The sequence below is a fragment of the Pantoea sp. sgz302252 genome (assembly GCF_047713085.1).
In the GTDB taxonomy this organism is placed as follows: Bacteria; Pseudomonadota; Gammaproteobacteria; order Enterobacterales; family Enterobacteriaceae; genus Scandinavium.
This window is the reverse complement of the sequence record NZ_JBLFJW010000022.1, coordinates 64,341-87,316: the sequence shown is the minus strand read 5'-3', so window position 1 is coordinate 87,316 and position 22,976 is coordinate 64,341. Positions and strand designations below refer to the sequence as shown.

Genomic DNA, 22,976 nt, shown 5'->3' with positions numbered 1-22,976 from the left:
AGGCCTCGCAATGCGAGGCCTTTTTTCTGCTCAGAGAGTAGGTATATCAGTTACCGCACTCTTTTCCTGGTATGAATTTCGCGTCTTTATCTGTCTTCAACGTTTTCACTTGCTCGCCGGTATCTGGGTTTGGTTCGAGCGTGAAATGCCCTTCTACCGTCAGCAATACTGGTTTGGTCTCACTGCCACGTGCAGCGGCATAATCACGTTCCAGTTGCGCATTGTTCGCTACGGCAACACGTTTACCCGTTGCACAATCAGTGAAGGTAGCCGCGTCCGCCATGTAGATGTACATGCCTCGCATCGCCATCGGAGTCACGGGCAGGCTCGATTTAACTGGCTCCAGCGTGTAGTTCAGTGACGAAACAATCGGATTGCCTTCTCTGTCCAGCATTTCCAGCTTATCGCCTTTCGCGCGGTAGTAAGACTTCTCGCCTTTGCTGTCGGTCAGCACCAGCTTTTCTGCTGTTCTCGCCCAGGTGCCGTAAGAACCAAACGAAGAAAGCTCACGTGCCACGCCCTGATAACGTTCATTCATGACCCAGGTTCCGTCTTTAGCGAGGAACAAGGAAGTCTCAATGCCTTCGCAGTCTGCGCAAGGTAAAACACCGCGCCAGCTTTGCTGCATCGGCTGCAAAGACTCTTCCGCTCCAGGCTTCAACGTTTGTTCATCAGAACGGTTATTACACCCCGGTAACGCAAAAAGAATGCCCATTGCCGCCAGGGCGACCAGTACTTTCTTCACCTTAATGTCCTTATGCTGTCAATGCTGTTGCTCAGTCACCGGAGTGTTTAACTCTTCCCCGCATCGCTTTGACTGAAGATTTTTGCGTTTTTGCTGCCAGTCGTCGCTCTTTTGAAGCCCGGGTTGGCCGCGTCGCCCGGCGTGGCTTTTGCTCCGCCGTAAGCGTTTGAATAACAGAAACGAGACGGGCAATCGCCGCTTCACGATTCATTTCCTGACTACGGTATTCCTGCGCTTTAATAATGATCACGCCCTCGGCGGTCATTAAATGGTGGCTGCCGGCAAGCATACGCTCTTTATAATACTCTGGCAGGCTTGAGGCCCGGATGTCAAAACGCAGATGAATCGCCGTAGAGGCTTTATTCACGTGCTGTCCACCCGCGCCCTGCGCACGTATCGCACTAATTTCCACCTCTTCATCGGCAATCGTCACCTGCCGAGAGATAACAATCATTGCACCTGTTTCCAGTTAACAGGGACAATTTCCAGATTATTCTGAGAGTCAGATAGCCAGAGCGTCCCCTCTTGCAGCGTTGCCTGCAGGGTCATATTACGGGCGGCGAAGGCAGTGAACTGTGCCAGAGTTGTGTCGTCAAAATACCAGATGGTCAAATTCCTGAACCCGGATAACTGGGCCTGATTCTGCTGCCACCAGATTTCTGCCGCCCGGCTGTTATAGGCGAATAAGGCGACCTGTTGTGAACGCGAACAGGCTTTCTTCACACGGCGTTCGTCCGGTAACCCCAGTTCAATCCACAGATCCACGCCCAGATGATCGTTGAGCTGCCAGACTTCCGGCTCATCATCGGCGCTCAGCCCACGGGTAAACTGTAAACGGTCATCGGCATACATGATCCATGCCAGCAGACGCAGCATTAACCGTTCTTCCGTTTCTGAAGGATGGCGGGCCAGCGTCAGGTTTGCATCGAGGAACTGATTTCGGTCGAGATCGGCAACATTCACTGCCGCTTTATAAATTGTCGCTTTCAGCGCCATGATTTCACTCCTGAAAATTGGCCGCCATTGTACCGAAATCAGCGCGAAAAGGCTGTCGCCAATTCACTGTCAGAAGGCTCATCCTGCTGATATTGCTTAAATGAGTATGGTATAGTCACCTTGCTAAACAGAGTTTATCTTCGTAGGCTTAAACTTGCATCCCACAGTTGAGTCAGAACGCTGACAGGAGGGCATGTGGAAAAATATTGTGAGTTAATACGCAAGCGGTATGCGGAAATAGCCAGTGGAGACTTAGGATACGTTCCGGATGCACTGGGCTGTGTGCTAAAAGTATTGAATGAAGTGGCGGCGGATGATGCGATTTCAGAGTCGGTCAGGGAAAAAGCGGCCTATGCGGCGGCAAACTTACTGGTGAGCGATTATGTCAACGAATGAGTCTTATCAACCCATCAATTGTGATGACTATGACAATCTTGAACTCGCCTGCCAGCACCATCTTGTGTTAACGCTGGAGCTGAAAGACGGCGAAGTACTGAAGGCGAAAGCCAGTGACTTAGTCTCACGTAAAAATGTCGAGTATCTGGTCGTCGAGGTTTCGGGCGATCAACGCGAACTGCGGCTCGACAAAATTGCGAGCTTTAGCCACCCCGAAATCGGGACTGTGGTGGTAAGCGAAGAGTAACGTTTAAGGGCAGTCTCACTGCCCTTTTCTCTGCCTCACCATCTGCAACCCGGGCTCCCCTTCCGGGCATCTTCCTTCCAGAGTGACAAAATACCCCGCCGCCGCAATCAAGGTTTCACCATAAAACAGCAGCGGCGTGGTTTCTCGCAGCCATGGCGCTACCCCCAACTCCTGCCAGATTTTTTTCAGCTTGCGCCCACCATTGCGCCCCACGATATGCAACGTACCGCTAGCGGTATAACGCACGCTGACACTTTCATCCGGCGCAGGTTTGCGGATGTCTTGCCCGCTAATCAGACGCAGTTCCTCATCCCCTGATAAGCGCAGCGGTTGCGTGATATCGGGCCATTCCTGAGGAGTCGGGGCAGAAACTGGCACCCACCATAGTTGTTGCTGATAACGGCGGACAGCGAACTCACCTAATCTCACCTGAGGATTCGCGTCTTCACGAGCGAGTGCCACTTCACGCCACAAACGCTCAAGCATTTCGCGGGATGGCATCACGGCCTGGTGCTGAGCCAGCCAGCGCCGCAACAGCGCACCTCTACGTGCCGCACTCATCGACAGCATCGGTTCTATCGCTAGCTGCCCTTCTTTACCGCGCAGTGTGCTCAATTCTTCTGCCAGCAGATCATCCAGAAGTTGCTCCTGCTCGCCGCAAAGCTGCGCGCTCCGGGAAACTGCCTGAGAGAAATGCGGCCAGCGCTCATTCAGCAAAGGCAACACGCGCAACCGCAGAAAATTGCGGTCGTAGTCGTCATCCTGATTGCTTTCATCTTCAATCCAGCTCAGGTGATGCTCTCTCGCCCACCGCTCAAGCGCTTCACGGCTTTCTGCCAGCAAAGGACGAATAAGCCTGGTGCCGTAAAAATCAGACTCCGCACCCATCGCCGATAGCCCTGCTGGGCCGCTGCCACGCTTGAGTGCCAGCAGCAGCGTTTCGCACTGGTCGTCAAGATGCTGAGCGGTGACCAGAACTTCATCTTGCTGCAATGTCTGGCGAATGGCTTCGTAACGCGCCTCACGAGCCTGAGCTTCAATGCCCAGTCCTTTCTGCGCCAGCGTGACACGGACGACTTCCAGCGGAATCTGCCATTGCGCGCAAATCAGCTGGCAGTGCTCAACCCAACCGTCGGCATTGGCGCTCAACCCATGGTGAATATGCACTGCGCGCAGCGTCGCACCCGGCGTCTGCTCTCGCCAGTGGGTTAATTGATGCAAAAGCACCGTAGAATCAAGACCACCGCTGAAGGCGACAAGAACGTGCGAATGGGCGCCCAATGCACTGGCGACAGAATTCAGGCTCATATTATTGCTGATACAACTCCAACGGTAACCCGTCCGGATCGTTGAAAAACGTGAAGCGGCGGTCGGTAAAAGGGTCAATCCGAATCGCTTCGCACTTCACACCCTGGCTTTCGAGATGCGCCACGGAAGCATCAAGATCATCAACGCTAAAGGCAAGATGGCGCAGACCACAGGATTCCGGGCGTGACGGACGTGCTGGCGGGAACGGGAAAGAGAACAGCTCAATGGTATAGTGCCCATTGAGGGCCAAATCGCCTTTCCACGAATCCCGCTCTTCGCGATAAAACTCGCTTTGCAGCGTAAAGCCCAGGATGTCGCAATAAAACGCCTTACTCACGGCGTAGTTACTGGCGATGATGGCAATATGGTGAATCTGTTTTAAACCCAGCATGTCTGCTCCTTAAAATGTGTCCGCAGCACGTTACCCGCGCCAGGCCGACTGGCGCAAGTCCTCAGGCCTCTTTTAAGACTCGTACCCGGTAGACGCCATCTTCATCGCGTTTTGCACCGTGAATGTCAGTTTCAAAGCCCGGATAATGCCGCCCAATAGAACAGAGCATCAGCAGGAAATCCAGCACAGACCGACTCTCCTCAGTGATCATTTCACCCGGCATCAGCAACGGCACGCCTGGTGGATAAGGCAGGATCATATTGGCTGAGACTTGACCCACCAGTCGCTCGATCTCTATTGTTTCGACTTCACCTTTGCTCTGCCGCTGCCACGCCTGATGTGGCGTCATTTTCATTTCAGGCAACACATCAAACGCACGTAACATCAGATACGAAAGCTGGTGCTGACGAATAAGCTTGTGGATCCCTTGCGCCAGATCCTGAATGCGCATATTACGGTAGAAATCAGGATCTTCAGCATACAGATCGGGAAGCATGTTTTTGACACGTAAATTCAGATCGTAAGCCCGTTTAAACTCGGTCAGCCCACGCAACAGGCCCATGGCGCGCTTTTTGTCGATCCCTATGCTGAACAGGAACAGCAGGTTATACGGCCCCGTTTTTTCGACCACCACGCCGCGTTCATCAAGGAATTTCGCCACCAGCGCGGCGGGGATCCCCTCTTCGCTCATCGTGCCCTGTTCATCCATACCCGGCGTCAGGATAGTTACCTTTACCGGGTCCAGGAACATATTTAATCAGATCGGCGCTATTTTGCGGCCAGATGGTTTTGAATCCTTGCTGAGCCAGTGCGGCTTCCAGCTCCTGAATCGGCTGATCTTTATGGTAGACCCCGTGTGGCCCCATGATGGCGATAATATTCACGCGTTCCTCCTGGAAAAAAACCTTAGCTAATCATAGCGCAGCTGAATTGCAGAGATAAAAAAAGCCACGCGGTGCGTGGCTTAGTCTTGCTAACAAAGAAGGAAAAAGCGTGGTTTTTCCTTCTTTGTGGTTATCAGCCGAAAATCAATAAATTGATTTTCCTGATTTTTTATTGGGCGATATCTGTTCGCTCTTTATCAGAATAACGTTTTTCACCGCATTGTAGCCACACGATGTGTGGCTTTTTCAGAGCACTCTTTACGCTTACGCGTAACCGTAGCTCATCAGACGCTGATAACGGCGGTTGAGCAGGTCTTCTTTGCTCAGCACGTCGAGATCCGCGAGATCTGCAAGCAGTTGCGCTTTCAGCGTTTGTGCCATCACTTCTGGCTTACGGTGCGCGCCACCCAGGGGTTCCGGGATAACGGTATCGATAAGCTTCAGCTCTTTCAGGCGTGGGGCAATGATCCCCATCGCTTCTGCAGCCAGCGGCGCTTTGTCGGCGCTTTTCCACAGAATGGAAGCACAACCTTCCGGAGAGATAACGGAATAGGTGCTGTATTGCAGCATATTCACTTTATCACCCACACCAATCGCCAGTGCGCCACCGGAACCACCTTCACCGATCACGGTGCAGATAACCGGCACTTTCAGGCGAGACATTTCGCGCAGGTTGCGGGCAATCGCTTCAGACTGACCACGCTCTTCCGCGCCAACGCCCGGGTATGCGCCAGGGGTGTCGATGAAGGTGATGATCGGCATGTTGAAGCGTTCAGCCATTTCCATCAGGCGCAGCGCTTTGCGATACCCTTCAGGTGCTGGCATGCCGAAGTTACGGCGAATCTTCTCTTTGGTTTCACGGCCTTTCTGATGACCAATGATCATCACCGGACGCCCATCCAGACGCGCAATACCGCCGACGATCGCTTTGTCGTCAGCGTAGGCGCGGTCGCCTGCCAGTTCATCAAATTCGTCAAACGCCAGACGCAGATAATCCAGGGTGTATGGGCGCTGCGGATGGCGAGCCAACTGAGCAACTTGCCATGCACCGAGATCGGCGAAGATTTTGCGCGTCAGTTCTACGCTTTTTTCACGCAGACGATGCACTTCTTCGTCGATGTTAATATCCAGTTTTTCATCCTGACGGCCAACAGACGTCAGAGAATCGATTTTCGCTTCCAGCTCTGCAATCGGCTGTTCGAAATCAAGGAAATTCAGACTCATAGTATTCCTGTATTAGTCAAACTCCAGTTCCACCTGCTCCGACCCAATGAGGCCACGCAAATCGTTCAACAAACGATCGCTCGGAGAAACACGCCAGGTCGCGCCAAAACGCAACCGCGCGCGTGCATCCGCCCTCTGATAGTAGAGATGTACTGGAATGGTTCCCGAACGGTGGGGTTCCAGAGACTGACGGAGACGGTTTAAAAGCTGGTCATCAATTTGCCTGTCCGTCAGCGAGATAGCAAGCCCGCGAGCATATTTTTCCCGGGCTTCGTCAATATCCATCACTTCACGGGCCATCATTTTAAGACCCCCGCTGAAGTCATCAAAGCTGACCTGTCCGCTGACGATAAGTATGCGGTCTTTTTCCAGCAATTGCTGGTATTTATCCAGTGCGTCGGTGAATAACATCACCTCCAGACGCCCGGAACGGTCATCCAGCGTACAGATGCCGATGCGATTGCCGCGCTTGGTGACCATAACCCTTGCGGCAATAACAAGCCCCGCCGCCATGGTCATTTTACCACGATCGGTCGGATGCATATCTTTAAGCCTTACGCCGCCAGCGTAACGCTCAATCTCTTTTAAATACTGCGTAATCGGGTGACCGGTGAGGTACAGACCCAATGTTTCACGCTCGCCTTCCAGTACCACGGGCTCTGGCCATGGCATGCAGTTGGCGTAAGACTGTTCTACTTGTTCGGGTTCTTCTGCCAATACGCCAAACATGTCGGCCTGGCCAATCGCCTCGGCTTTCGCATGTTGATCGGCGGCTTTGAGCGCATCAGGAAGCGAATTCATCAATGCGGCGCGATGCGGACCAAGACGGTCAAAAGCGCCGGACATAATCAGCTTCTCAAGCACGCGTTTGTTCAGTTTCTTGATATCGGTGCGTGCGCAGAGGTCAAACAGCTCGCGGAAGTAACCGCCGTTGTTACGCGCTTCCAGAATAGCTTCAATCGGGCCTTCACCCACGCCCTTGATTGCGCCGATGCCGTAAACAATCTCGCCGTCATCGTTGACGTGGAAATGATACAGCCCGGAGTTGATATCCGGCGGCAGGATTTTGAGCCCCATGCGCCAGCATTCATCCACCAGGCCCACGACCTTCTCAGTGTTATCCATATCCGCGGTCATTACCGCTGCCATAAACTCGGCCGGATAGTGGGCTTTCAGCCACAGCGTCTGGTAAGAAACTAACGCATAAGCCGCGGAGTGGGATTTGTTGAAACCGTAACCAGCGAATTTTTCTACGAGGTCGAAGATTTTCATCGACAGCTCGCCGTCGACGCCGTTCTGGATCGCGCCCTCTTCGAAGGTGCCGCGTTGCTTGGCCATCTCTTCCGGTTTTTTCTTACCCATTGCACGACGCAGCATGTCCGCGCCGCCAAGGGTATAACCAGAAAGCACCTGAGCAATCTGCATGACCTGTTCCTGATACAGGATAATGCCGTAGGTCGGCTCCAGCACAGGCTTCAGGCTTTCGTGCTGCCATTGCACATCCGGATAGGAGATCTCTTCACGACCATGCTTACGGTCGATAAAGTTATCTACCATCCCCGATTGCAGAGGGCCCGGGCGGAACAGGGCCACGAGGGCGATCATATCTTCGAAACAGTCGGGCTGCAGACGCTTAATCAGGTCTTTCATGCCGCGGGATTCAAGCTGGAAGACCGCGGTGGTTTCCGAGCGCTGCAGCATGTCGAAGCTTTTCTTGTCGTCGAGCGGGATGGCAGCGATATCAATCGGCTCCAGCCCCTGTTTTGCCCGACGAGGGTTAATCATTTTCAACGCCCAGTCGATAATGGTGAGCGTTCGCAGACCGAGGAAGTCAAACTTCACCAGCCCGGCGTATTCCACATCGTTCTTATCAAACTGAGTGACCGGATGGTTCCCGGACTCATCGCAGTACAACGGTGCGAAATCGGTGATTTTCGTTGGGGCGATAACCACGCCACCGGCGTGCTTACCGGCGTTACGGGTGACGCCTTCAAGCTTACGCGCCATATCGATAAGCGCCTTAACTTCCTCGTCAGCCTCGTAAATTTCCGGCAACTGCGGTTCAGCTTCAAACGCTTTGGCCAGCGTCATGCCCGGATCTGGCGGCACCAGCTTGGAAATACGATCCACAAAACCGTAGGGATGGCCCAGCACGCGGCCTACGTCGCGGATAACCGCTTTCGCCGCCATGGTCCCGAAGGTGATGATCTGAGATACCGCTTCTCGCCCGTACATATCCGCGACGTGCTCAATAACCTGATCGCGTTTCTCCATGCAGAAGTCGACGTCGAAGTCAGGCATCGAAACACGTTCCGGGTTAAGGAAACGTTCGAACAGCAGGTCGAACTCCAGCGGATCGAGATCGGTGATTTTCAGCGCATAGGCCACCAATGAGCCCGCACCAGAACCACGGCCCGGGCCTACCGGCACACCGTTATCCTTCGACCACTGGATAAATTCCATCACGATGAGGAAGTAACCCGGGAACCCCATCTGGTTAATAACCTGCAGTTCGATGTCCAGACGCTCGTCATATTCAGGGCGTTTTTCAGCGCGTACGGCAGGGTCAGGGAACAGGAACTCAAGACGCTCTTCCAGACCTTCTTTCGACTTCACGACCAGGAAATCTTCGGTGGTCATGTCGCCCGTCGGGAACTGCGGCAGGAAGTATTCACCCAGACGCACGGTGACGTTACAGCGCTTGGCTATCTCAACGGTGTTCGCCAGCGCTTCCGGGATATCGGAAAACAGCTCGCACATCTCTTCTTCAGTACGCATGTACTGCTGTGACGAGTAGTTGCGCGGGCGTTTTGGATCGTCAAGGGTGAAGCCGTCATGAATCGCAACGCGAATTTCATGGGCGTCAAAATCACCGGCATCGATAAAGCGCACATCATTGGTCGCCACCACGGGCAGACTGCGCGCTTCGGCCAGTTTCACCGCCGCATGCAGATAAGACTCTTCATCCACACGCCCGGTACGGATCAGTTCAAGGAAATAGCGATCCGGGAAATGTTCTTCATAAAATGCAACGCACTGCTCAACCAGCGCCTGATTGCCACGCAGCAAGGCTCTGCCAACATCGCCCATCTTCGCGCCAGACAGCAGGATCAGACCCTCTTTCAGCTCAACAAGCCAGTCTCGGTCGATGTAAGGCCCTTGCGCCCCATAGCCACGCTGATAAGCGCGAGAAATCAGCAAGGTAAGATTCTGGTAGCCTTCATTGTTGGCGGCAAGCACCGTCAACTGAGTCAGCTCATCGGGCAGCAACTCACTCTGAACGTGAAAATCCGCGCCAATGATTGGCTTAAGACCCGCGCCATGCCCCGCACCGTAAAACTTCACCAGACCGCAGAGGTTGGTGAAATCGGTGATCGCCAGTGCAGGCATGCCGAGCGCGGCCGCCTTTTTCACCAGCGGCCCGGTCTTCGCCAGCCCATCAATCATGGAGTAGTCGCTATGCACCCGCAGGTGTACGAAACGTGGTTCAGCCATCTTCAGATCCCGCTTTACTTAATCAGGCAACACTGCCCAGAGCGCGTTTAACAGGCCCGAAACTGCGCCGGTGATGTTCGGTGGCGCCATGCAGAGCCAGCTTTTCCAGATGGAAAGCCGTTGGATATCCCTTATGTTGAGCAAAGCCATACTCAGGGAAAGTTTGGTCCAGTGCCTCCATTTCCGCATCGCGGGAGACTTTCGCCAGAATCGAGGCAGCGCTAATTTCAGCTACACGGCTGTCGCCTTTCACGACAGCCATGGAAGGCATTGGCAGTGCCGGGCAGCGATTACCGTCGATCAGGACATATTCAGGCTGAATATGCAGACCGGCTACCGCGCGTTGCATCGCCAGCATGGTGGCGTGCAGAATATTCAGTTCGTCGATTTCATGCGGCTCAGCGCGACCCAGACTCCAGCTCAGCGCCTTTTCCTTGATCTCGTCGAACAGCGCCAGTCGGCGTTTTTCACTCAGTTTTTTGGAGTCATTCAGACCCACAATGGGACGAGCAGGATCGAGGATCACCGCAGCAGTCACCACCGCGCCGACCAAAGGGCCGCGTCCAACTTCGTCAACACCCGCAACCAGAGGGGTATGCGGATAGATAAATACGTCTGTCATTGTGCTAACTCCAGCACCGCGTCGGCTGCCTGCTCATCGGCATTGCAGCGAATCAGCTGATGCAGTTCGCGGAAGGTGTCATGCATAGCGTGGCTGGTTTTGCCATCGGCCAACAGCGGCAACAACGCTTCGGCAAGCTGCTGCGGTTGACACTCATCCTGCAAAAGTTCTTTAACCAGTTCCCGGCCCGCCAGCAAATTCGGCAGCGAAACATAGTCGGTTTTCACCAGACGCTTCGCCAGCCAGAAAGTGAAGGGCTTCATGCGATAACCCACAACCATCGGGCACTTCGCCAGCATACATTCGAGTGCAGCCGTGCCTGAGGCTAACAGCGCCGCATCACTGGCGATCATCGCTTCACGGCCCATGCCATCCAGCATATGGACACGTAAGTCCGGCGCGACTTCCGCTTTAATGCGCTCAAACTGTTCACGACGTTTGGCGTTCACCAGGGGAACCACTACTTCCAGATCAGGGTAGTGATTTCGCAACAATTGCGCCGTTTTAAGGAAATCTGCGCTGAGCATTTCCACTTCTGCGCCACGACTTCCTGGCAGCAGCGCAAGGCAGTGAACGTCATGGGCAATGCCCAGCGTGTCTCGTGCGGCGTTTTTATCGGGATCCAGTGGCATGGCGTCTGCCATGGTATGGCCGATGAAGCGGCAAGGAACATTGAATCGGTCATAAAACGCTTTTTCGAAAGGCAGAAACGCGAGCACCAAATCAGTGGCTCTGCCAATTTTGAAAACACGTTTTTGGCGCCAGGCCCAGACAGACGGGCTGACGTAATGAATGGTTTTGATACCCTTCTTCTTCAGATTACCTTCAAGGGTAATGTTGAAATCAGGCGCATCAATGCCGACGAAAACGTCTGGCTTGAGTTCGGTAAAACGGCGAGTTAAGTCTGCACGGATATGCAGAAGACGTCGCAAACGACCGAGCACTTCGACAATGCCCATCACCGCCAGCTCTTCCATTTCGTACCAGGCTTCACAGCCTTCAGCTTGCATACGTGGCCCGGCAACCCCGACGAAACGAGCGTTGGGAATGCGGGCTTTCAGGGCGCGAATGAGGCCTGCCCCAAGAATATCGCCGGAGGTTTCTCCGGCGACAAGGGCAATCGTTAGCGGACGTTCAGCCATTAACGAATCAGACCACGCGTAGAGCGTTCGAAGAAGTCATAGAACGCTTTCACTTCAGGATGCTGCGCGGCAAGCTCAGCAATTTCCGGTTTGGCTTCTTCCAGCGTTTTACCGCTGCGGTACAACAGTTTATACGCATTGCGAATGGCAATGATCGCTTCTCTGGTGAATCCGCGGCGCTTCAGCCCTTCGATGTTAACACCGTAAGGCGTGGCGTGGTTGCCCTGAGCGATGACGTATGGAGGAACGTCCTGTGCAACGCCGGAACAGCCGCCTACCATCACGTGCGCACCAATGATGCAGAACTGATGGACAGCGGTCATGCCACCGACAATCACAAAGTCGTCCAGAGAGACGTGACCCGCAAGCGTAGCGTTGTTGGCGAGGATGCAGCGGTTACCGACCGTGCAATCATGCGCCACATGGGCGTTGATCATCAGCAGGTTATCGCTGCCTACCTTCGTCAATCCACCGCCCTGTACTGTGCCGCGATGAATGGTGACGCTTTCGCGGATGCGGTTGCGATCGCCAATCTCCACACGAGTCGGTTCGCCAGCGTATTTGAGATCCTGGTTAACTTCCCCGATGGAAGCAAACTGATAAATTTCATTGTCGCGGCCAATGGTCGTGTGACCATTCACCACCACATGAGACTTCAGTACGGTCCCTTCGCCAATCGTGACGTTAGGGCCCACAATACAAAACGGACCAATGTGAGCGTTAGCACCGATAACGGCACCGTCTTCCACAATGGCAGCAGGATGGATAAAGGCAGTTTTATCAATCACGTATCAGGCCTCCCGGCTACGCGCACACATCATCGTTGCTTCGCAAACCACTTTACCGTCAACCAGCGCCACGCCTTTAAAACGGGTCAGCCCACGGCGAGTTTTCTCAAAGGTCACTTCCATGATCATCTGATCGCCAGGCACAACAGGACGCTTAAAGCGCGCTTCGTCGATACCCGCGAAGTAATACAGTTCGCCCGGTTCCAGTTTACCCACGCTCTTAAATGCCAGAATGCCGGTGGCTTGAGCCATGGCTTCCAGAATCAGCACGCCTGGAAAAATCGGCTTGCCCGGAAAATGCCCCTGAAAGAACGGCTCGTTTACGGAGACATTTTTAACTGCGCGCAGAAAACGACCTTCTTCAAAGTCCAGCACGCGATCGACCAGTAAGAACGGGTAACGGTGTGGCAGAAGTTCCAGAATCTCTTCAATGTGCAGAGTATGAGTGTCAGTAGTCAAAATACTCTTCCTGTCTAAATATACTGAAATGCAATAATAACACGGCCTGCCAGATTATAAGAAATCAGACAGGCCGGGAAGTTTGGCGCTTAAGGTGTGATGTTAGTCTTGTTGACTGTTTTTGCGTTCAAGCGCTTTAAGACGCTTGCTCATGTCATCAATGTTCATCACCAGCGCAGCAGTTTTACGCCATGCCTTGTTCGGCTGCAGCGGAATGCCTGAGGAATAAACGCCAGGTTCCGTGATAGGACGCATGACCATGCCCATACCGGTCACTGTCACTTTATCGCAGATTTCCATATGGCCATTGATAACGCTAGCGCCACCGATCATGCAATAACGGCCGATCTTCAGGCTGCCCGCCATGATCACCCCTCCGGCAACAGCAGTATTGTCACCGATGATCACGTTGTGCGCAATCTGACACTGATTATCAATGATCACACCATTGCCGATCTGGGTGTCGTCTAACGCCCCGCGATCGATGGTTGTACAGGCGCCGATCTCAACACGATCGCCAATAATCACGCGACCAAGCTGTGGGATCTTCACCCAGTTACCGCGATCGTTGGCATAGCCAAAACCATCAGAACCAATAACCGTGCTCGACTGGATCAGGCAATTTTCGCCGATCTCAATCTCATGGTACACAGAGACATTCGCCCACAGGCGGGTGCCAGCACCAATTTTCGTGTCTTTACCCACGAAGCACCCGGCGCCAATACGCACGTTATCACCCAGCACGACGCCGGATTCGATAACCGCATTAGCACCAATTGAGACGTTTTGCCCCAGTTTTGCGGTGGCATCGACCACTGCGCTGGGAGCGATATCCTGCGCCGGTTGCGGCGTGGTATCCAGAATTTGGGCCATGCGTGCATAGGTCAGGTAGGGATTCTTCACGACCAGTGCAGCGCTTTTGGCAAACGGTAAGTCCTCTGCTGTCATCACCACAGCAGAAGCCTGGCATGCGGCCAGGTGATCACGGTACTTAGGATTGACCATGAACGTGATATGGCCTGTTTTAGCAGATTGCATGGACGCAACAGCGGTGATGACGATATCGCCATCACCGTGTAATTCTGCATCCAACTGCTGAGCTAAATCAGCCAGTCGAATTGAAGGCATTACTTATTTAACCTGTTTCAGCACATCAGCGGTGATGTCTTTGATATCGCTGCTGTTGTAAGCAACGGTATTCGCGTCAACAACCAGGTCAATGCTCTGATCGTCAGCCACTTTCTTCACTGCTGCCTGGATACGGGTAACCAGTTTACCGCGCTCTTCGTTAGAACGACGTGCACGATCCTGCTCAAACTGCTGAGCTTTCTGAGAGAAAGCCTGGCGCTGAGTCATGATGTCTTTTTCTGCTTTGCTACGATCGCTCGCTTTCATGGTAGAACCATCGCGCTGCAGACGCTGCATTTTACTCTGCAGATCAGATTCCTGGCTCTGCAGCTCGCTTGCACGACCTTTAAACTCGCCTTCCAGCTTCGCAGAAACACCGGTCTTCTGTGCAACCTGCTGGAACAGGTTACCCATGTTCACGACCGCAATTTTATCTGCAGCCTGTGCAGAGGTAACCATTGCCAGACCCAGACCTGCAGCTAATAACCACTTTTTCACAATAAAACTCCTTACCATCCCATGAGTGCCCGAAGGCACCGTTCTTTGCGAAGTCATGCAACCACGCGAGTGATTGTCAGATGTCATCGCTACACTGCACTAGCATTCCTTTGCACAGACCAATTACCAGGTTTTACCAATGTTAAACTGGAACTGTTCCGCTTTGTCTCCATCGTACTTTTTAAACGGCTGGGCGTAGGAGAAGACCAACGGCCCCAATGGTGACATCCATTGTAATGCGATACCTGCAGACATACGAATGTTACTCGGATCGCCATAATCCGGTACGCCTGTGGCTTTCATTTCTGCCGTGTTTTGCCAATTGGTATCCCAAACGGTACCCGCATCCCAGAAGACGGAAGTACGTACTGAGTTAGCATATTTGTCGCTGATAAACGGCGTTGGCACGATAAGCTCAGCGCTGGCCACCGCCATGGCGTTACCGCCCACGGCATCATCAGACTTACAGTAACCCGTGCTGGTGGTTCCACAGTTGTCCTGGTTCGGGCCAAGGTAAACCGCCTTCGGACCGATGTTGTTGGACTGGAAGCCACGCACGGTGCTTGAACCACCGGCATAGAAGTTTTCATAGAACGGCAGTTCTTTCCCGCCTAAACCATCACCGTAGCCCCAACGAGTACGGCCCAACAGCACCCACTTATGATCGTTATCGATCGGGAAGTAGGACGCGGTGTCCAGAGTCACTTTATAGAACTCGTTATCGGAACCCGGAATCGTCACCTTACCGTTCAGGTTGACGCGCGAACCGTCCGTCGGGAAGAAACCGCGGTCCAGTTTGTTGTACGTCCAACCGTAGTTGAAGGTGAAGTCATCTGCCGAGAAGCCGTCTTTACTGTCGCCCTGACCCAGCGAGTCAAGATAACGGTCCATCGCGACCTGCGGTTGCATGTTGGACAAGTCGTTGTGAACGTACCCTAAACCTGCACGCAAGGTGTTGTATTCGTTGATTGGGAAGCCCAGCGTCCCGTCGACACCATAACTCTTGTTGGTGTACGAGGAGAGGTCTGCGTCATCCGCTTTAAAGTCATTGTAGAAGATACGCCCACCGAGGCTCACACCATCCACCGTAAAGTACGGGTTGGTCACAGAAAACTCGGAGTAGGTTTGATAATCGTTCTTCGTCCCGTTGATGCCCACTGAATAGCCGGTACCCAACCAGTTATCCTGCTGAACACCCACCTGGAAGCTCACGCCGCTTTCAGTACCGTAACCGATACCGAAGTTGAAGCTACCGGTGTTACGCTCTTTAACCTTATAGACCACGTCAACCTGATCCGGGCTGCCCGGTACACGCTGGGTGTCGACATCCACGGTTTCAAAGTAGCCAAGACGGTTCAGACGATCTTTACCGGAATCGACCAGGTCGCTGCCCAACCACGCGCCTTCCATCTGACGCATTTCACGACGCAGAACGGCATCTTTGGAGGTGTCGTTGCCTTCGAAGCGGATCTTACGTACGTAGTAACGGTTACCCGCGTCGACGCTAACGTGCAGCTTAACGGTCTTATCAGCGTCATTGATTTCAGGCTGAGACTGAACGCGCGGATAGGCGTAACCATAACGGCCAAGAAGTTTCTTGATGTCATCTTCCATCCTGGTCACTTTGGCGCCGTTGTAGAGCTCACCTGGCTCAACTTTGGTGAGGCTCTCAATCTCTGCAGAGTGCCCTGCCAGGTTCCCGCTCACTTCAACGCCCTGCAGCTTGTACTGATCGCCTTCGGTGATGTTGATGGTGATGTAGATGCCTTTCTTGTCCGGCGTCAGGCTAACCTGCGTGGAGTCGATATTGAAACGGGCATAACCGCGATCCAGGTAGTAACTACGCAGGGTTTCAAGGTCACCTGCCAGTTTCTGTTTCTGGTATTTACGATCGCCCACCACGTTCCACCACGGTACTTCATCACGCAGCTGGAAGGTGGAGATCAGCTCATCGGTGCTGAAAGCATGGTTACCGACAATGTTGATCTGTTGAATTTTTGCGGAAACGCCTTCCTGGAAGACCAGTTTCAGGTCAACACGGTTACGCGGCAGCGGAGTCACGACAGCTTTGACGCTGGCGCTGTACTTACCGACGCTGTAGTAGAAGTCTTCCAGACCTTTCTCGATATCACCGAGAGTGGTGCGGTCGAGGGATTCACCCACGCGAACGCCAGAGGCTTCGAGGTTCTGCTTGAGCATGTCATCTTTCACCGATTTATTACCGGAGAAAGTGATGCTGGCAATTGTTGGGCGCTCTTTGACCTGCACCAACAACGTATCGCCATCACGCAGAACACGCACATCCTCGAAGTTGCCGGTGGCAAACAGGGCGCGAATGGTATTACTGATGTCTTCATCAGTGACCGTATCGCCTGGGCGCACTGGCATGCTGAGGAGGGCCGCACCAACAGCGACTCGCTGCAAGCCTTCGAAATGAATGTCCTTCACTACGAATCCGTCAGCACCGTATACGGTCGCGCTGCCGAAAAGCAGCGACGCTATGAGCAACTTTTTCATCGCCATCGTTATTATGCGTTCTTCCTAACACTCTCTCTACAACCGAGAGAAATCATTGAAAAGTGCAAGCCCCATTAACAGCACCAGCAATATTGAGCCAATGCGATAACTAAAGTCTTGAACTCGCTCGGATACCGGCCCGCCCTTCAGCTTTTCAATCGCCAGGAAGAGCAGATGACCCCCGTCTAGCACGGGAAGCGGGAACAGGTTGATAATGCCCAGATTCACACTGATGAGCGCAAGGAACATCAGATAGTAAATCAACCCAAACTCCGCTGACATCCCAGCCCCCTGAGCAATCGAAATTGGCCCACTGAGGTTGTTCAGTTTTACGTCACCGGTTATCAATTTCCCCAGCATCTGAACCGTTAACTTCATCAACTGCCACGTTTTATCTGTGGCCTGAATGATGGCAGCAAACGGCCCGTACTGGCGCACTGTCTTGTACTCATCGGGCAGCGGGATAATTTTTGGTACTACGCCCGCAAACCCTTCAGCTTTCCCTTTACCGGGTTTTGTATCTGGTATCAGCGTTAAAGACAAGGGGCTACCTTGTCTGTCAATCTCGAGCCGCAATGGCTTACCGGGATTGTCTCGCACCAGTGTGACAAATGTCAGCCACTGTGTCAGCGGCTGACCATCGACTTTAACGATCCTGTCGCCTTGTTGCAAACCCGCTTTATGTGCAGCTGAGTCTGCCTGTACTTCTGCCATCACCGGTTCAATCTGAGCGCCGCGTGGCCGAATCCCCAATGAAGCGACGGGATCTTCTTTGTCTGGCTCAAATGCCCAATGACGCAGATTGAGAATTTTATCCTGACGCTGCTGACTTCCGAAAGGGGCAACGGTGAGAGTGGTTTGATCATCGCCGATTTTGGTGACCAGCGCCAAACGCACAGCATCCCAATCAGGCGTTTCGATACCGTCTACGGCTTTAAGTTCCGTGCCTGGTGCAATTTGTGCTGCCGCCGCAATCGAATTGGGCGTTATTTCACCAATTACGGGCCGAATGCCCGGGACGCCGATGATAAACACCAGCCAATAGGCAAAAATAGCAAAAAGGAAGTTCGCAACCGGACCGGCGGCAATGATCGCCGCACGCTGGCCAACGGTTTTGTTATTGAAAGCGTAATGACGCATCTCCGGCGCAACCGGGTCGACGCGTTCATCCAGCATTTTGACGTAACCGCCGAGAGGAATAAGGGCGATGACATAGTCGGTGCCGCGTTTATCCACGCGACTCCAGAGCGTCTTTCCAAATCCAATCGAAAAACGCTCAACGCGGACGCCGCAACGGCGAGCAACCCAGAAATGACCAAATTCATGCACGGTGATTAACACACCCAGTGCAACAATGAATGCCGCCAGATTCCAGAGAATGCTCAGCATAAACCCTTCCGTCAGAGAGTCCTGAAGACTAAAAGTAACAGGCAGGCAAAGACCGGTACCGCCGCCGTCAGGCTATCGATGCGATCCAGAATGCCGCCATGGCCAGGAATTAAATTCCCACTGTCCTTGATACCGGCCTCACGCTTAAACATGCTTTCGGTTAAATCACCCAGCACAGACGCCAACGCAGCGACCAGCGAGCAAACCAGCAACGTTAACGGTGCGACATCCAGGTTAGCCCACAGGCCATAAACACCCGAAATCACGGCTGCCGTCAGTAACCCGCCGATAAACCCTTGCCAGGTTTTGCCCGGTGAAACTTTCGGTGCCAGTTTATGTTTACCGAACAGTTTACCGAACATGTAGGCGCCGGAGTCTGCTCCCCACACCAGAATCATGATGTAGAGCAGCCAGATTGCGCCACTGTAGTGATTATCGTCATAGTGCCACGCACGCAGTGCCAGCATGCCCCAGAAAAAAGGGATGATGGTCAGCAGGCCAAACACCAGACGCAGTGTTTTTGAGTTGCGCCACAAAGACGCGGACCCAGGATAAAACAGCACCAGCAGCAAGGCGGCAATCCACCAGGCCAAAGAAGCCCAAAGTGAGCCTTCAACCAGCGGCTGATGCACGTTGTGATGATATTCAGGAAGCCAAAAGAGCATCGCGGCGAGAATCAAACCGCAAAGCACCGCCAGCCATACCCGCTGTGAGCGGGATTTTAAACCGCTTAGTTGACCCCATTCCCAGGCGGCCAGCATGCACACCACCAGGGTGACAATGGCAAACCCTACCGGCGGCAACAAAAACAGTGCCGCAATCACAACGGGAATTAAAACAAAAGCAGAAATCAGGCGATACTTCAGCAAGAGCTACCCCCATCAGGCTTTGTCGCCACCAGGCTCGGTGCCGCCGAAACGACGCTCTCGATTGGCAAAGGCATGCAGCGCACCTTCAAAGTCTTGTTCATCGAAATCGGGCCAAAGAACATCTGTAAAGTAAAGTTCGGCATAGGCAATTTGCCAAAGCAGAAAGTTACTGATGCGATGCTCTCCCCCTGTCCTAATAACCAAATCTACGGGAGCCAGTTCGTGCATGCAGATTTGCTGACTCAGCAGCGCTTCTGTGATCTCTTCAGGACGAAGTTGCCCTTCCTGAACCTGTGCAGCCAGATGCTGAACTCCCTGAATGATATCCCAGCGCCCGCCATAATTCGCGGCGATATTCAACGTCAGCCCGGTATTATTTTGGGTCAGCGCTTCCGCCTTGCGAATACGTTCTTGTAAGCGGGCATTAAACCGGCCGGTATCACCAATAATACGTAAGCGCACGTTGTGTCTGTGCAGGCTTTTCACTTCGCTGTCGAGCGCCCAGACAAACAGTTCCATCAGCGCGCTGACTTCCTGCTCTGGTCGATTCCAGTTTTCACTGCTGAAGGCGTAAAGCGTTAACGCTTCAATCCCGTTATTTGCCGCAAAAGAGACGGCACGACGCACCGATTTCGCCCCGGCTTTGTGACCGAAGGCTCGGATCTTGCCTTGTCTCTTCGCCCAGCGACCGTTGCCGTCCATGATAATGGCCACATGATGACAGCCGTGGGCGGGCAGGTTTTCGCTGATTGATTGATTAGCAGACAACATAACGCGTTATTAGTCCATGCAAAGGAATTAGCAGTACCGGAATACAGACGCTCAGCGCAAAAAAGCCGTGCTAAACCACGGCTCAGCCGATAACGCTTTGTCGTTACAGCGTATACGGTGGCGCAGACTATAACACTGAAGCCCAGCGCTAACAAATGTAGCCGCACCCGATGGACGGATAATCATCAGCTTGCAAGGCGCGTCACCTGCTGGTTTGCCGCATTTCTGGCTTGCAAATCGACTTCCAGGACGTCATCCACACTCTGCGGCTCACGTAGCGTTAAGCCATCAAGCACTGCCCGGTTAACGACGGCAATATCCGTGAAACGGATACGGGATGCCAGAAATGCTTCAACGCTGACTTCATTCGCTGCGTTTAACGCCGTGGTCGCGGCCTGACCCTGATCCGAGGCATCCATTGCCAGCTTCAGGCAGGGATAACGCTCATAATCTGGCTGCGCAAAGGACAGATCGCTCAACGCCCAGAAGTCGAGAGGCTTCACGCCTGATTCGACGCGATTTGGCCACGCCATGGTATGCGCAATGGGCGTACGCATGTCCGGTTCGCCCAGTTGCGCCAGCACGCTGCCGTCCAGATAACGCACCATTGAGTGGATAACCGACTGCGGATGAATGATCACTTCCATTTGCTGCACCGAGGCATTAAACAGCCAGCGCGCTTCAATGTATTCCAGACCTTTGTTCATCATGGTGGCGGAGTCGACAGAGATTTTACGTCCCATCGACCAGTTCGGATGACGACAGGCCTGATCCGGCGTCATATCACGCAGTTCAGACAATGGCGTTTCTCTAAACGGGCCACCAGACCCGGTAAGCAGAATCGACGAAACGCCATTCTGCCCAAGGTCAGCGTAACCCAGCTGATGTTGGATTGTTTCCGGTAAACTCTGAAAAATCGCATTATGTTCGCTGTCGACCGGTAACAGCCGCGCCCCACTCTCTTTCACCGCATCCATAAACAGACGTCCGCAGGTGACGAGCGACTCTTTGTTAGCCAGCAGAATGGTTTTTCCAGCGCGGATAGCCGCCAGCGTCGGCATCAACCCTGCCGCGCCGACAATCGCCGCCATCACCTGATCGACATCATCAAGCGCGGCTACGTCACAGGCGGCCTGTTGTCCACTCAGCACTTCCGTCTGGCTTCCGTGCTGGCGTAACGCCACAACCAGGGCCGCCGCGCTTTGCGCATCGTCCATCACCGCATACTGCGGAGTGAACTCCAGGCACTGCTCGACCATGCGTTCCACATTTTTACCCGCCACCAGCGCAGTGACAGAAAAAAGATCGCGATTATGGCGCACCACGTCCAGCGTGCTGCAGCCGATAGAGCCCGTCGAGCCCAGAACGGTTAAATGCTTCATGAAAAATCCGAAAGAGAATGTCTGGAAAGCAAAACGCCGCCAGCAAAACCGAAGGTTTCCTGAACGGCGTTCATCAGATAACGTCAGAAATCAGAACTGCATCAGTTCCGCTTCTTTGTCTGCCAGCGCCGCGTCCACTTTCTTGATGGCCGCGTCGGTCAGCTTCTGTACGTCGTCCTGAGAACGACGATCGTCATCTTCACTGATCTCTTTCTCTTTCAGCAGCGCTTTCACTTTATCGTTGGCGTCACGACGAACGTTACGCACAGCAACACGCGCCTGCTCAGCTTCACCGCGAACGATCTTGGTCAGATCCTTACGGCGTTCTTCAGTCAGCGCTGGCAGTGGAACACGGATGTCCGCGCCCGCAGAGCTTGGGTTCAGGCCCAGATCAGAGGCCATGATCGCTTTCTCAACAGCCGGGCTCATAGAGCGATCGAACACGTTGATTTTCAGGGTACGGGAATCTTCTACAGTCACGCTTGCCAGCTGACGCAGCGGAGTTGGCGTGCCGTAGTACTCGACAATGATGCCGTCCAGCAGGCTTGGCGAAGCGCGACCAGTACGGATTTTGCTGATCTGGGTTTTGAATGACTCAACGCACTTGTCCATGCGTACTTCAGCATCTTTTCTGATATCGTTAATCACGTTACGAATCCTTGAAATCTTGTCTCAGGCTGACCATACAGCACGCCCGCCAGGTTGCGAGTGTGCTAAGTATAGCCCGTATAATTCTTGCCGCCGAAAGGGCAGCGAGGTAAGCATCGCAATGATAAAGCGGAATCTTACCCTTATTTATACACAAAATCATTCACGTTGGATCAAGGCGGCCACTGAGCGAATCCCCAGGAGCTTACTTGAGTAAGTGACTGGGGTTCGGGAAGGCAGCCAACGCAGAGCCAGCGTGAAGGATGAAGTGTATAACTGACGGAAATTATTCCGTAATCAGGGTGCCTTCTTTCTCACCCATCACCACACGACGCAGCGCACCCGCTTTGTTCATATTGAACACGCGAATCGGCAGTTTGTGGTCACGAGCCAGCGTAAACGCAGCCAAATCCATTACTTTCAGTTCTTTATCGAGCACTTCTGCATAGGTCAGCTGATCGTACATGGTGGCAGCAGGATCTTTGGCTGGATCGGCAGTAAACACGCCATCCACCTTGGTCGCTTTCAGCACTACGTCGGCTTCAATTTCAATACCGCGCAGGCAAGCTGCAGAATCGGTCGTGAAGAAAGGATTGCCGGTACCTGCAGAAAGGATAACCACGCGGTTATTGCGCAGCAGGCTGATAGCTTCCGCCCAGCTGTAGTTATCGCACACGCCATTGAGAGGAATAGCGGACATCAGGCGGGCGTTCACATAGGCGCGGTGGAGCGCATCGCGCATCGCCAGGCCGTTCATGACTGTTGCCAGCATGCCCATGTGGTCGCCCACAACGCGGTTCATACCCGCTTTTGCCAGACCCGCACCACGGAAAAGGTTACCACCACCAATCACCACGCCAACCTGGATACCCAGTTCGACCAGTTCTTTAATTTCCTGCGCCATACGATCGAGAATGCTGGCATCGATACCGAAGCCTTCAGTTCCCTGCAGGGCTTCGCCACTCAGTTTCAGCAGAATACGTTTGTAGACGGGTTTTGCATTGGTAGCCATATTTCTTTCCTGGGACTGTCAACGTTTGAGATGAGTTATTTCCAGCGATTATGCCATCGCTAACC

The 22,976-nt window shown here is 53.4% G+C and carries 23 protein-coding genes and 1 pseudogene; 2 read left to right on the top strand and 22 right to left on the bottom strand.

Going from position 1 to position 22,976, the window contains the following annotated elements; translation table 11 throughout:
- Positions 1-46: 46 nt before the first annotated feature.
- From nlpE to ACLW56_RS16750, 3 genes are read right to left on the bottom strand one after another with little or no spacing between them, the layout of a single operon-like run.
- Complete coding sequence (gene nlpE, locus ACLW56_RS16760) at positions 47-745, bottom strand: envelope stress response activation lipoprotein NlpE (protein WP_330984877.1); 699 nt, start codon at positions 743-745, stop codon at positions 47-49.
- A gap of 31 nt (positions 746-776) precedes the next feature.
- Positions 777-1,199, bottom strand: a complete 423-nt coding sequence (gene arfB / locus ACLW56_RS16755) for an alternative ribosome rescue aminoacyl-tRNA hydrolase ArfB (protein WP_330984876.1) — start codon at positions 1,197-1,199, stop codon at positions 777-779.
- Complete coding sequence (locus ACLW56_RS16750) at positions 1,196-1,741, bottom strand: YaeQ family protein (RefSeq protein ID WP_330984875.1); 546 nt, start codon at positions 1,739-1,741, stop codon at positions 1,196-1,198. Before ACLW56_RS16750 ends, arfB begins: the two co-directional genes overlap by 4 nt.
- A 195-nt stretch (positions 1,742-1,936) precedes the next feature.
- Here ACLW56_RS16750 and ACLW56_RS16745 point away from each other — a divergent pair, with 195 nt between their 5' ends.
- Complete coding sequence (locus tag ACLW56_RS16745; RefSeq protein WP_329699855.1) at positions 1,937-2,137, top strand: YaeP family protein; 201 nt, start codon at positions 1,937-1,939, stop codon at positions 2,135-2,137.
- On the top strand, positions 2,124-2,384 hold the full coding sequence (rof, locus tag ACLW56_RS16740) for a Rho-binding antiterminator (protein ID WP_330984874.1): 261 nt from the start codon (positions 2,124-2,126) through the stop codon (positions 2,382-2,384). Before ACLW56_RS16745 ends, rof begins: the two co-directional genes overlap by 14 nt.
- A gap of 15 nt (positions 2,385-2,399) precedes the next feature.
- Here the strand turns inward: rof and tilS are convergent, their stop codons facing one another.
- The 19 genes and pseudogenes from tilS to pyrH all read right to left on the bottom strand — a co-directional run bounded on the left by tilS (position 2,400) and on the right by pyrH (position 22,911).
- A complete protein-coding gene (tilS, locus tag ACLW56_RS16735) occupies positions 2,400-3,692 on the bottom strand; it encodes a tRNA lysidine(34) synthetase TilS (protein ID WP_330984873.1) in 1,293 nt (430 codons plus the stop codon).
- Position 3,693: 1 nt separating this feature from the next.
- Positions 3,694-4,083 (bottom strand): VOC family protein, encoded by a 390-nt coding sequence (locus tag ACLW56_RS16730; protein ID WP_330984872.1) that lies wholly within the window; start codon positions 4,081-4,083, stop codon positions 3,694-3,696.
- 61 nt (positions 4,084-4,144) lie between these two features.
- A pseudogene (locus ACLW56_RS16725) lies at positions 4,145-4,837 on the bottom strand (lysine decarboxylase LdcC); the annotation flags it as partial.
- The gene (locus tag ACLW56_RS16720) at positions 4,785-4,967 is read right to left on the bottom strand and encodes a hypothetical protein (protein WP_330984871.1); all 183 of its coding nucleotides are present in this window, start codon (positions 4,965-4,967) and stop codon (positions 4,785-4,787) included. The pseudogene ACLW56_RS16725 and the gene ACLW56_RS16720, both read right to left, overlap by 53 nt.
- A 264-nt stretch (positions 4,968-5,231) precedes the next feature.
- On the bottom strand, positions 5,232-6,191 hold the full coding sequence (gene accA, locus ACLW56_RS16715) for an acetyl-CoA carboxylase carboxyl transferase subunit alpha (RefSeq protein ID WP_330984870.1): 960 nt from the start codon (positions 6,189-6,191) through the stop codon (positions 5,232-5,234).
- A 12-nt stretch (positions 6,192-6,203) separates the two neighbouring features.
- Complete coding sequence (dnaE, locus tag ACLW56_RS16710; protein ID WP_330984869.1) at positions 6,204-9,686, bottom strand: DNA polymerase III subunit alpha; 3,483 nt, start codon at positions 9,684-9,686, stop codon at positions 6,204-6,206.
- Positions 9,687-9,708: 22 nt separating this feature from the next.
- Positions 9,709-10,308 (bottom strand): ribonuclease HII, encoded by a 600-nt coding sequence (rnhB, locus tag ACLW56_RS16705; protein ID WP_330984868.1) that lies wholly within the window; start codon positions 10,306-10,308, stop codon positions 9,709-9,711.
- Positions 10,305-11,450, bottom strand: a complete 1,146-nt coding sequence (lpxB, locus tag ACLW56_RS16700) for a lipid-A-disaccharide synthase (protein WP_330984867.1) — start codon at positions 11,448-11,450, stop codon at positions 10,305-10,307. The genes rnhB and lpxB overlap by 4 nt, the downstream gene beginning before the upstream one ends.
- Positions 11,450-12,238, bottom strand: coding sequence for an acyl-ACP--UDP-N-acetylglucosamine O-acyltransferase (gene lpxA, locus ACLW56_RS16695; protein WP_330984866.1), 789 nt, complete (start codon positions 12,236-12,238; stop codon positions 11,450-11,452). Before lpxA ends, lpxB begins: the two co-directional genes overlap by 1 nt.
- 3 nt (positions 12,239-12,241) lie before the next feature.
- Positions 12,242-12,697: a 3-hydroxyacyl-ACP dehydratase FabZ gene (gene fabZ, locus ACLW56_RS16690; protein WP_007373234.1), complete on the bottom strand. Its 456-nt coding sequence runs from the start codon at positions 12,695-12,697 to the stop codon at positions 12,242-12,244.
- A gap of 102 nt (positions 12,698-12,799) precedes the next feature.
- The gene (gene lpxD, locus ACLW56_RS16685) at positions 12,800-13,825 is read right to left on the bottom strand and encodes a UDP-3-O-(3-hydroxymyristoyl)glucosamine N-acyltransferase (protein WP_330984865.1); all 1,026 of its coding nucleotides are present in this window, start codon (positions 13,823-13,825) and stop codon (positions 12,800-12,802) included.
- Between the two features lie 3 nt (positions 13,826-13,828).
- On the bottom strand, positions 13,829-14,323 hold the full coding sequence (gene skp / locus ACLW56_RS16680; protein WP_330984864.1) for a molecular chaperone Skp: 495 nt from the start codon (positions 14,321-14,323) through the stop codon (positions 13,829-13,831).
- Between the two features lie 123 nt (positions 14,324-14,446).
- A complete protein-coding gene (gene bamA, locus ACLW56_RS16675; protein ID WP_330984863.1) occupies positions 14,447-16,846 on the bottom strand; it encodes an outer membrane protein assembly factor BamA in 2,400 nt (799 codons plus the stop codon).
- Between the two features lie 30 nt (positions 16,847-16,876).
- Positions 16,877-18,229, bottom strand: a complete 1,353-nt coding sequence (gene rseP, locus ACLW56_RS16670; protein ID WP_330984862.1) for a sigma E protease regulator RseP — start codon at positions 18,227-18,229, stop codon at positions 16,877-16,879.
- Between the two features lie 11 nt (positions 18,230-18,240).
- Positions 18,241-19,098 carry a phosphatidate cytidylyltransferase gene (gene cdsA, locus ACLW56_RS16665; RefSeq protein WP_330984861.1) on the bottom strand — a complete coding sequence of 286 codons (858 nt, stop codon included), beginning with the start codon at positions 19,096-19,098 and terminating at the stop codon, positions 18,241-18,243.
- Positions 19,099-19,110: 12 nt separating this feature from the next.
- Positions 19,111-19,869, bottom strand: a complete 759-nt coding sequence (gene ispU / locus ACLW56_RS16660; RefSeq protein ID WP_330984860.1) for a (2E,6E)-farnesyl-diphosphate-specific ditrans,polycis-undecaprenyl-diphosphate synthase — start codon at positions 19,867-19,869, stop codon at positions 19,111-19,113.
- 185 nt (positions 19,870-20,054) lie between these two features.
- Positions 20,055-21,251 (bottom strand): 1-deoxy-D-xylulose-5-phosphate reductoisomerase, encoded by a 1,197-nt coding sequence (gene ispC / locus ACLW56_RS16655; protein ID WP_330984859.1) that lies wholly within the window; start codon positions 21,249-21,251, stop codon positions 20,055-20,057.
- 90 nt (positions 21,252-21,341) lie between these two features.
- On the bottom strand, positions 21,342-21,899 hold the full coding sequence (gene frr / locus ACLW56_RS16650; protein ID WP_330984858.1) for a ribosome recycling factor: 558 nt from the start codon (positions 21,897-21,899) through the stop codon (positions 21,342-21,344).
- A 286-nt stretch (positions 21,900-22,185) separates the two neighbouring features.
- Positions 22,186-22,911 carry a UMP kinase gene (gene pyrH / locus ACLW56_RS16645; RefSeq protein ID WP_330984857.1) on the bottom strand — a complete coding sequence of 242 codons (726 nt, stop codon included), beginning with the start codon at positions 22,909-22,911 and terminating at the stop codon, positions 22,186-22,188.
- Between the last annotated feature and the right edge of the window lie 65 nt (positions 22,912-22,976).

Bases quoted from the DNA above. Each gene is read 5' to 3' on its own strand.
- dnaE (WP_330984869.1), bottom strand. From the start codon at position 9,686: ATGGCTGAACCACGTTTCGTACACCTGCGGGTGCATAGCGACTACTCC.
- bamA (WP_330984863.1), bottom strand. From the start codon at position 16,846: ATGGCGATGAAAAAGTTGCTCATAGCGTCGCTGCTTTTCGGCAGCGCG.
- ACLW56_RS16730 (WP_330984872.1), bottom strand. From the start codon at position 4,083: ATGCTGGGTTTAAAACAGATTCACCATATTGCCATCATCGCCAGTAAC.
- lpxB (WP_330984867.1), bottom strand. From the start codon at position 11,450: ATGGCTGAACGTCCGCTAACGATTGCCCTTGTCGCCGGAGAAACCTCC.
- rseP (WP_330984862.1), bottom strand. From the start codon at position 18,229: ATGCTGAGCATTCTCTGGAATCTGGCGGCATTCATTGTTGCACTGGGT.
- pyrH (WP_330984857.1), bottom strand. From the start codon at position 22,911: ATGGCTACCAATGCAAAACCCGTCTACAAACGTATTCTGCTGAAACTG.
- rnhB (WP_330984868.1), bottom strand. From the start codon at position 10,308: ATGACAGACGTATTTATCTATCCGCATACCCCTCTGGTTGCGGGTGTT.
- rof (WP_330984874.1), top strand. From the start codon at position 2,124: ATGTCAACGAATGAGTCTTATCAACCCATCAATTGTGATGACTATGAC.
- ispC (WP_330984859.1), bottom strand. From the start codon at position 21,251: ATGAAGCATTTAACCGTTCTGGGCTCGACGGGCTCTATCGGCTGCAGC.
- accA (WP_330984870.1), bottom strand. From the start codon at position 6,191: ATGAGTCTGAATTTCCTTGATTTCGAACAGCCGATTGCAGAGCTGGAA.
- ACLW56_RS16750 (WP_330984875.1), bottom strand. From the start codon at position 1,741: ATGGCGCTGAAAGCGACAATTTATAAAGCGGCAGTGAATGTTGCCGAT.
- tilS (WP_330984873.1), bottom strand. From the start codon at position 3,692: ATGAGCCTGAATTCTGTCGCCAGTGCATTGGGCGCCCATTCGCACGTT.
- lpxD (WP_330984865.1), bottom strand. From the start codon at position 13,825: ATGCCTTCAATTCGACTGGCTGATTTAGCTCAGCAGTTGGATGCAGAA.
- arfB (WP_330984876.1), bottom strand. From the start codon at position 1,199: ATGATTGTTATCTCTCGGCAGGTGACGATTGCCGATGAAGAGGTGGAA.
- ispU (WP_330984860.1), bottom strand. From the start codon at position 19,869: ATGTTGTCTGCTAATCAATCAATCAGCGAAAACCTGCCCGCCCACGGC.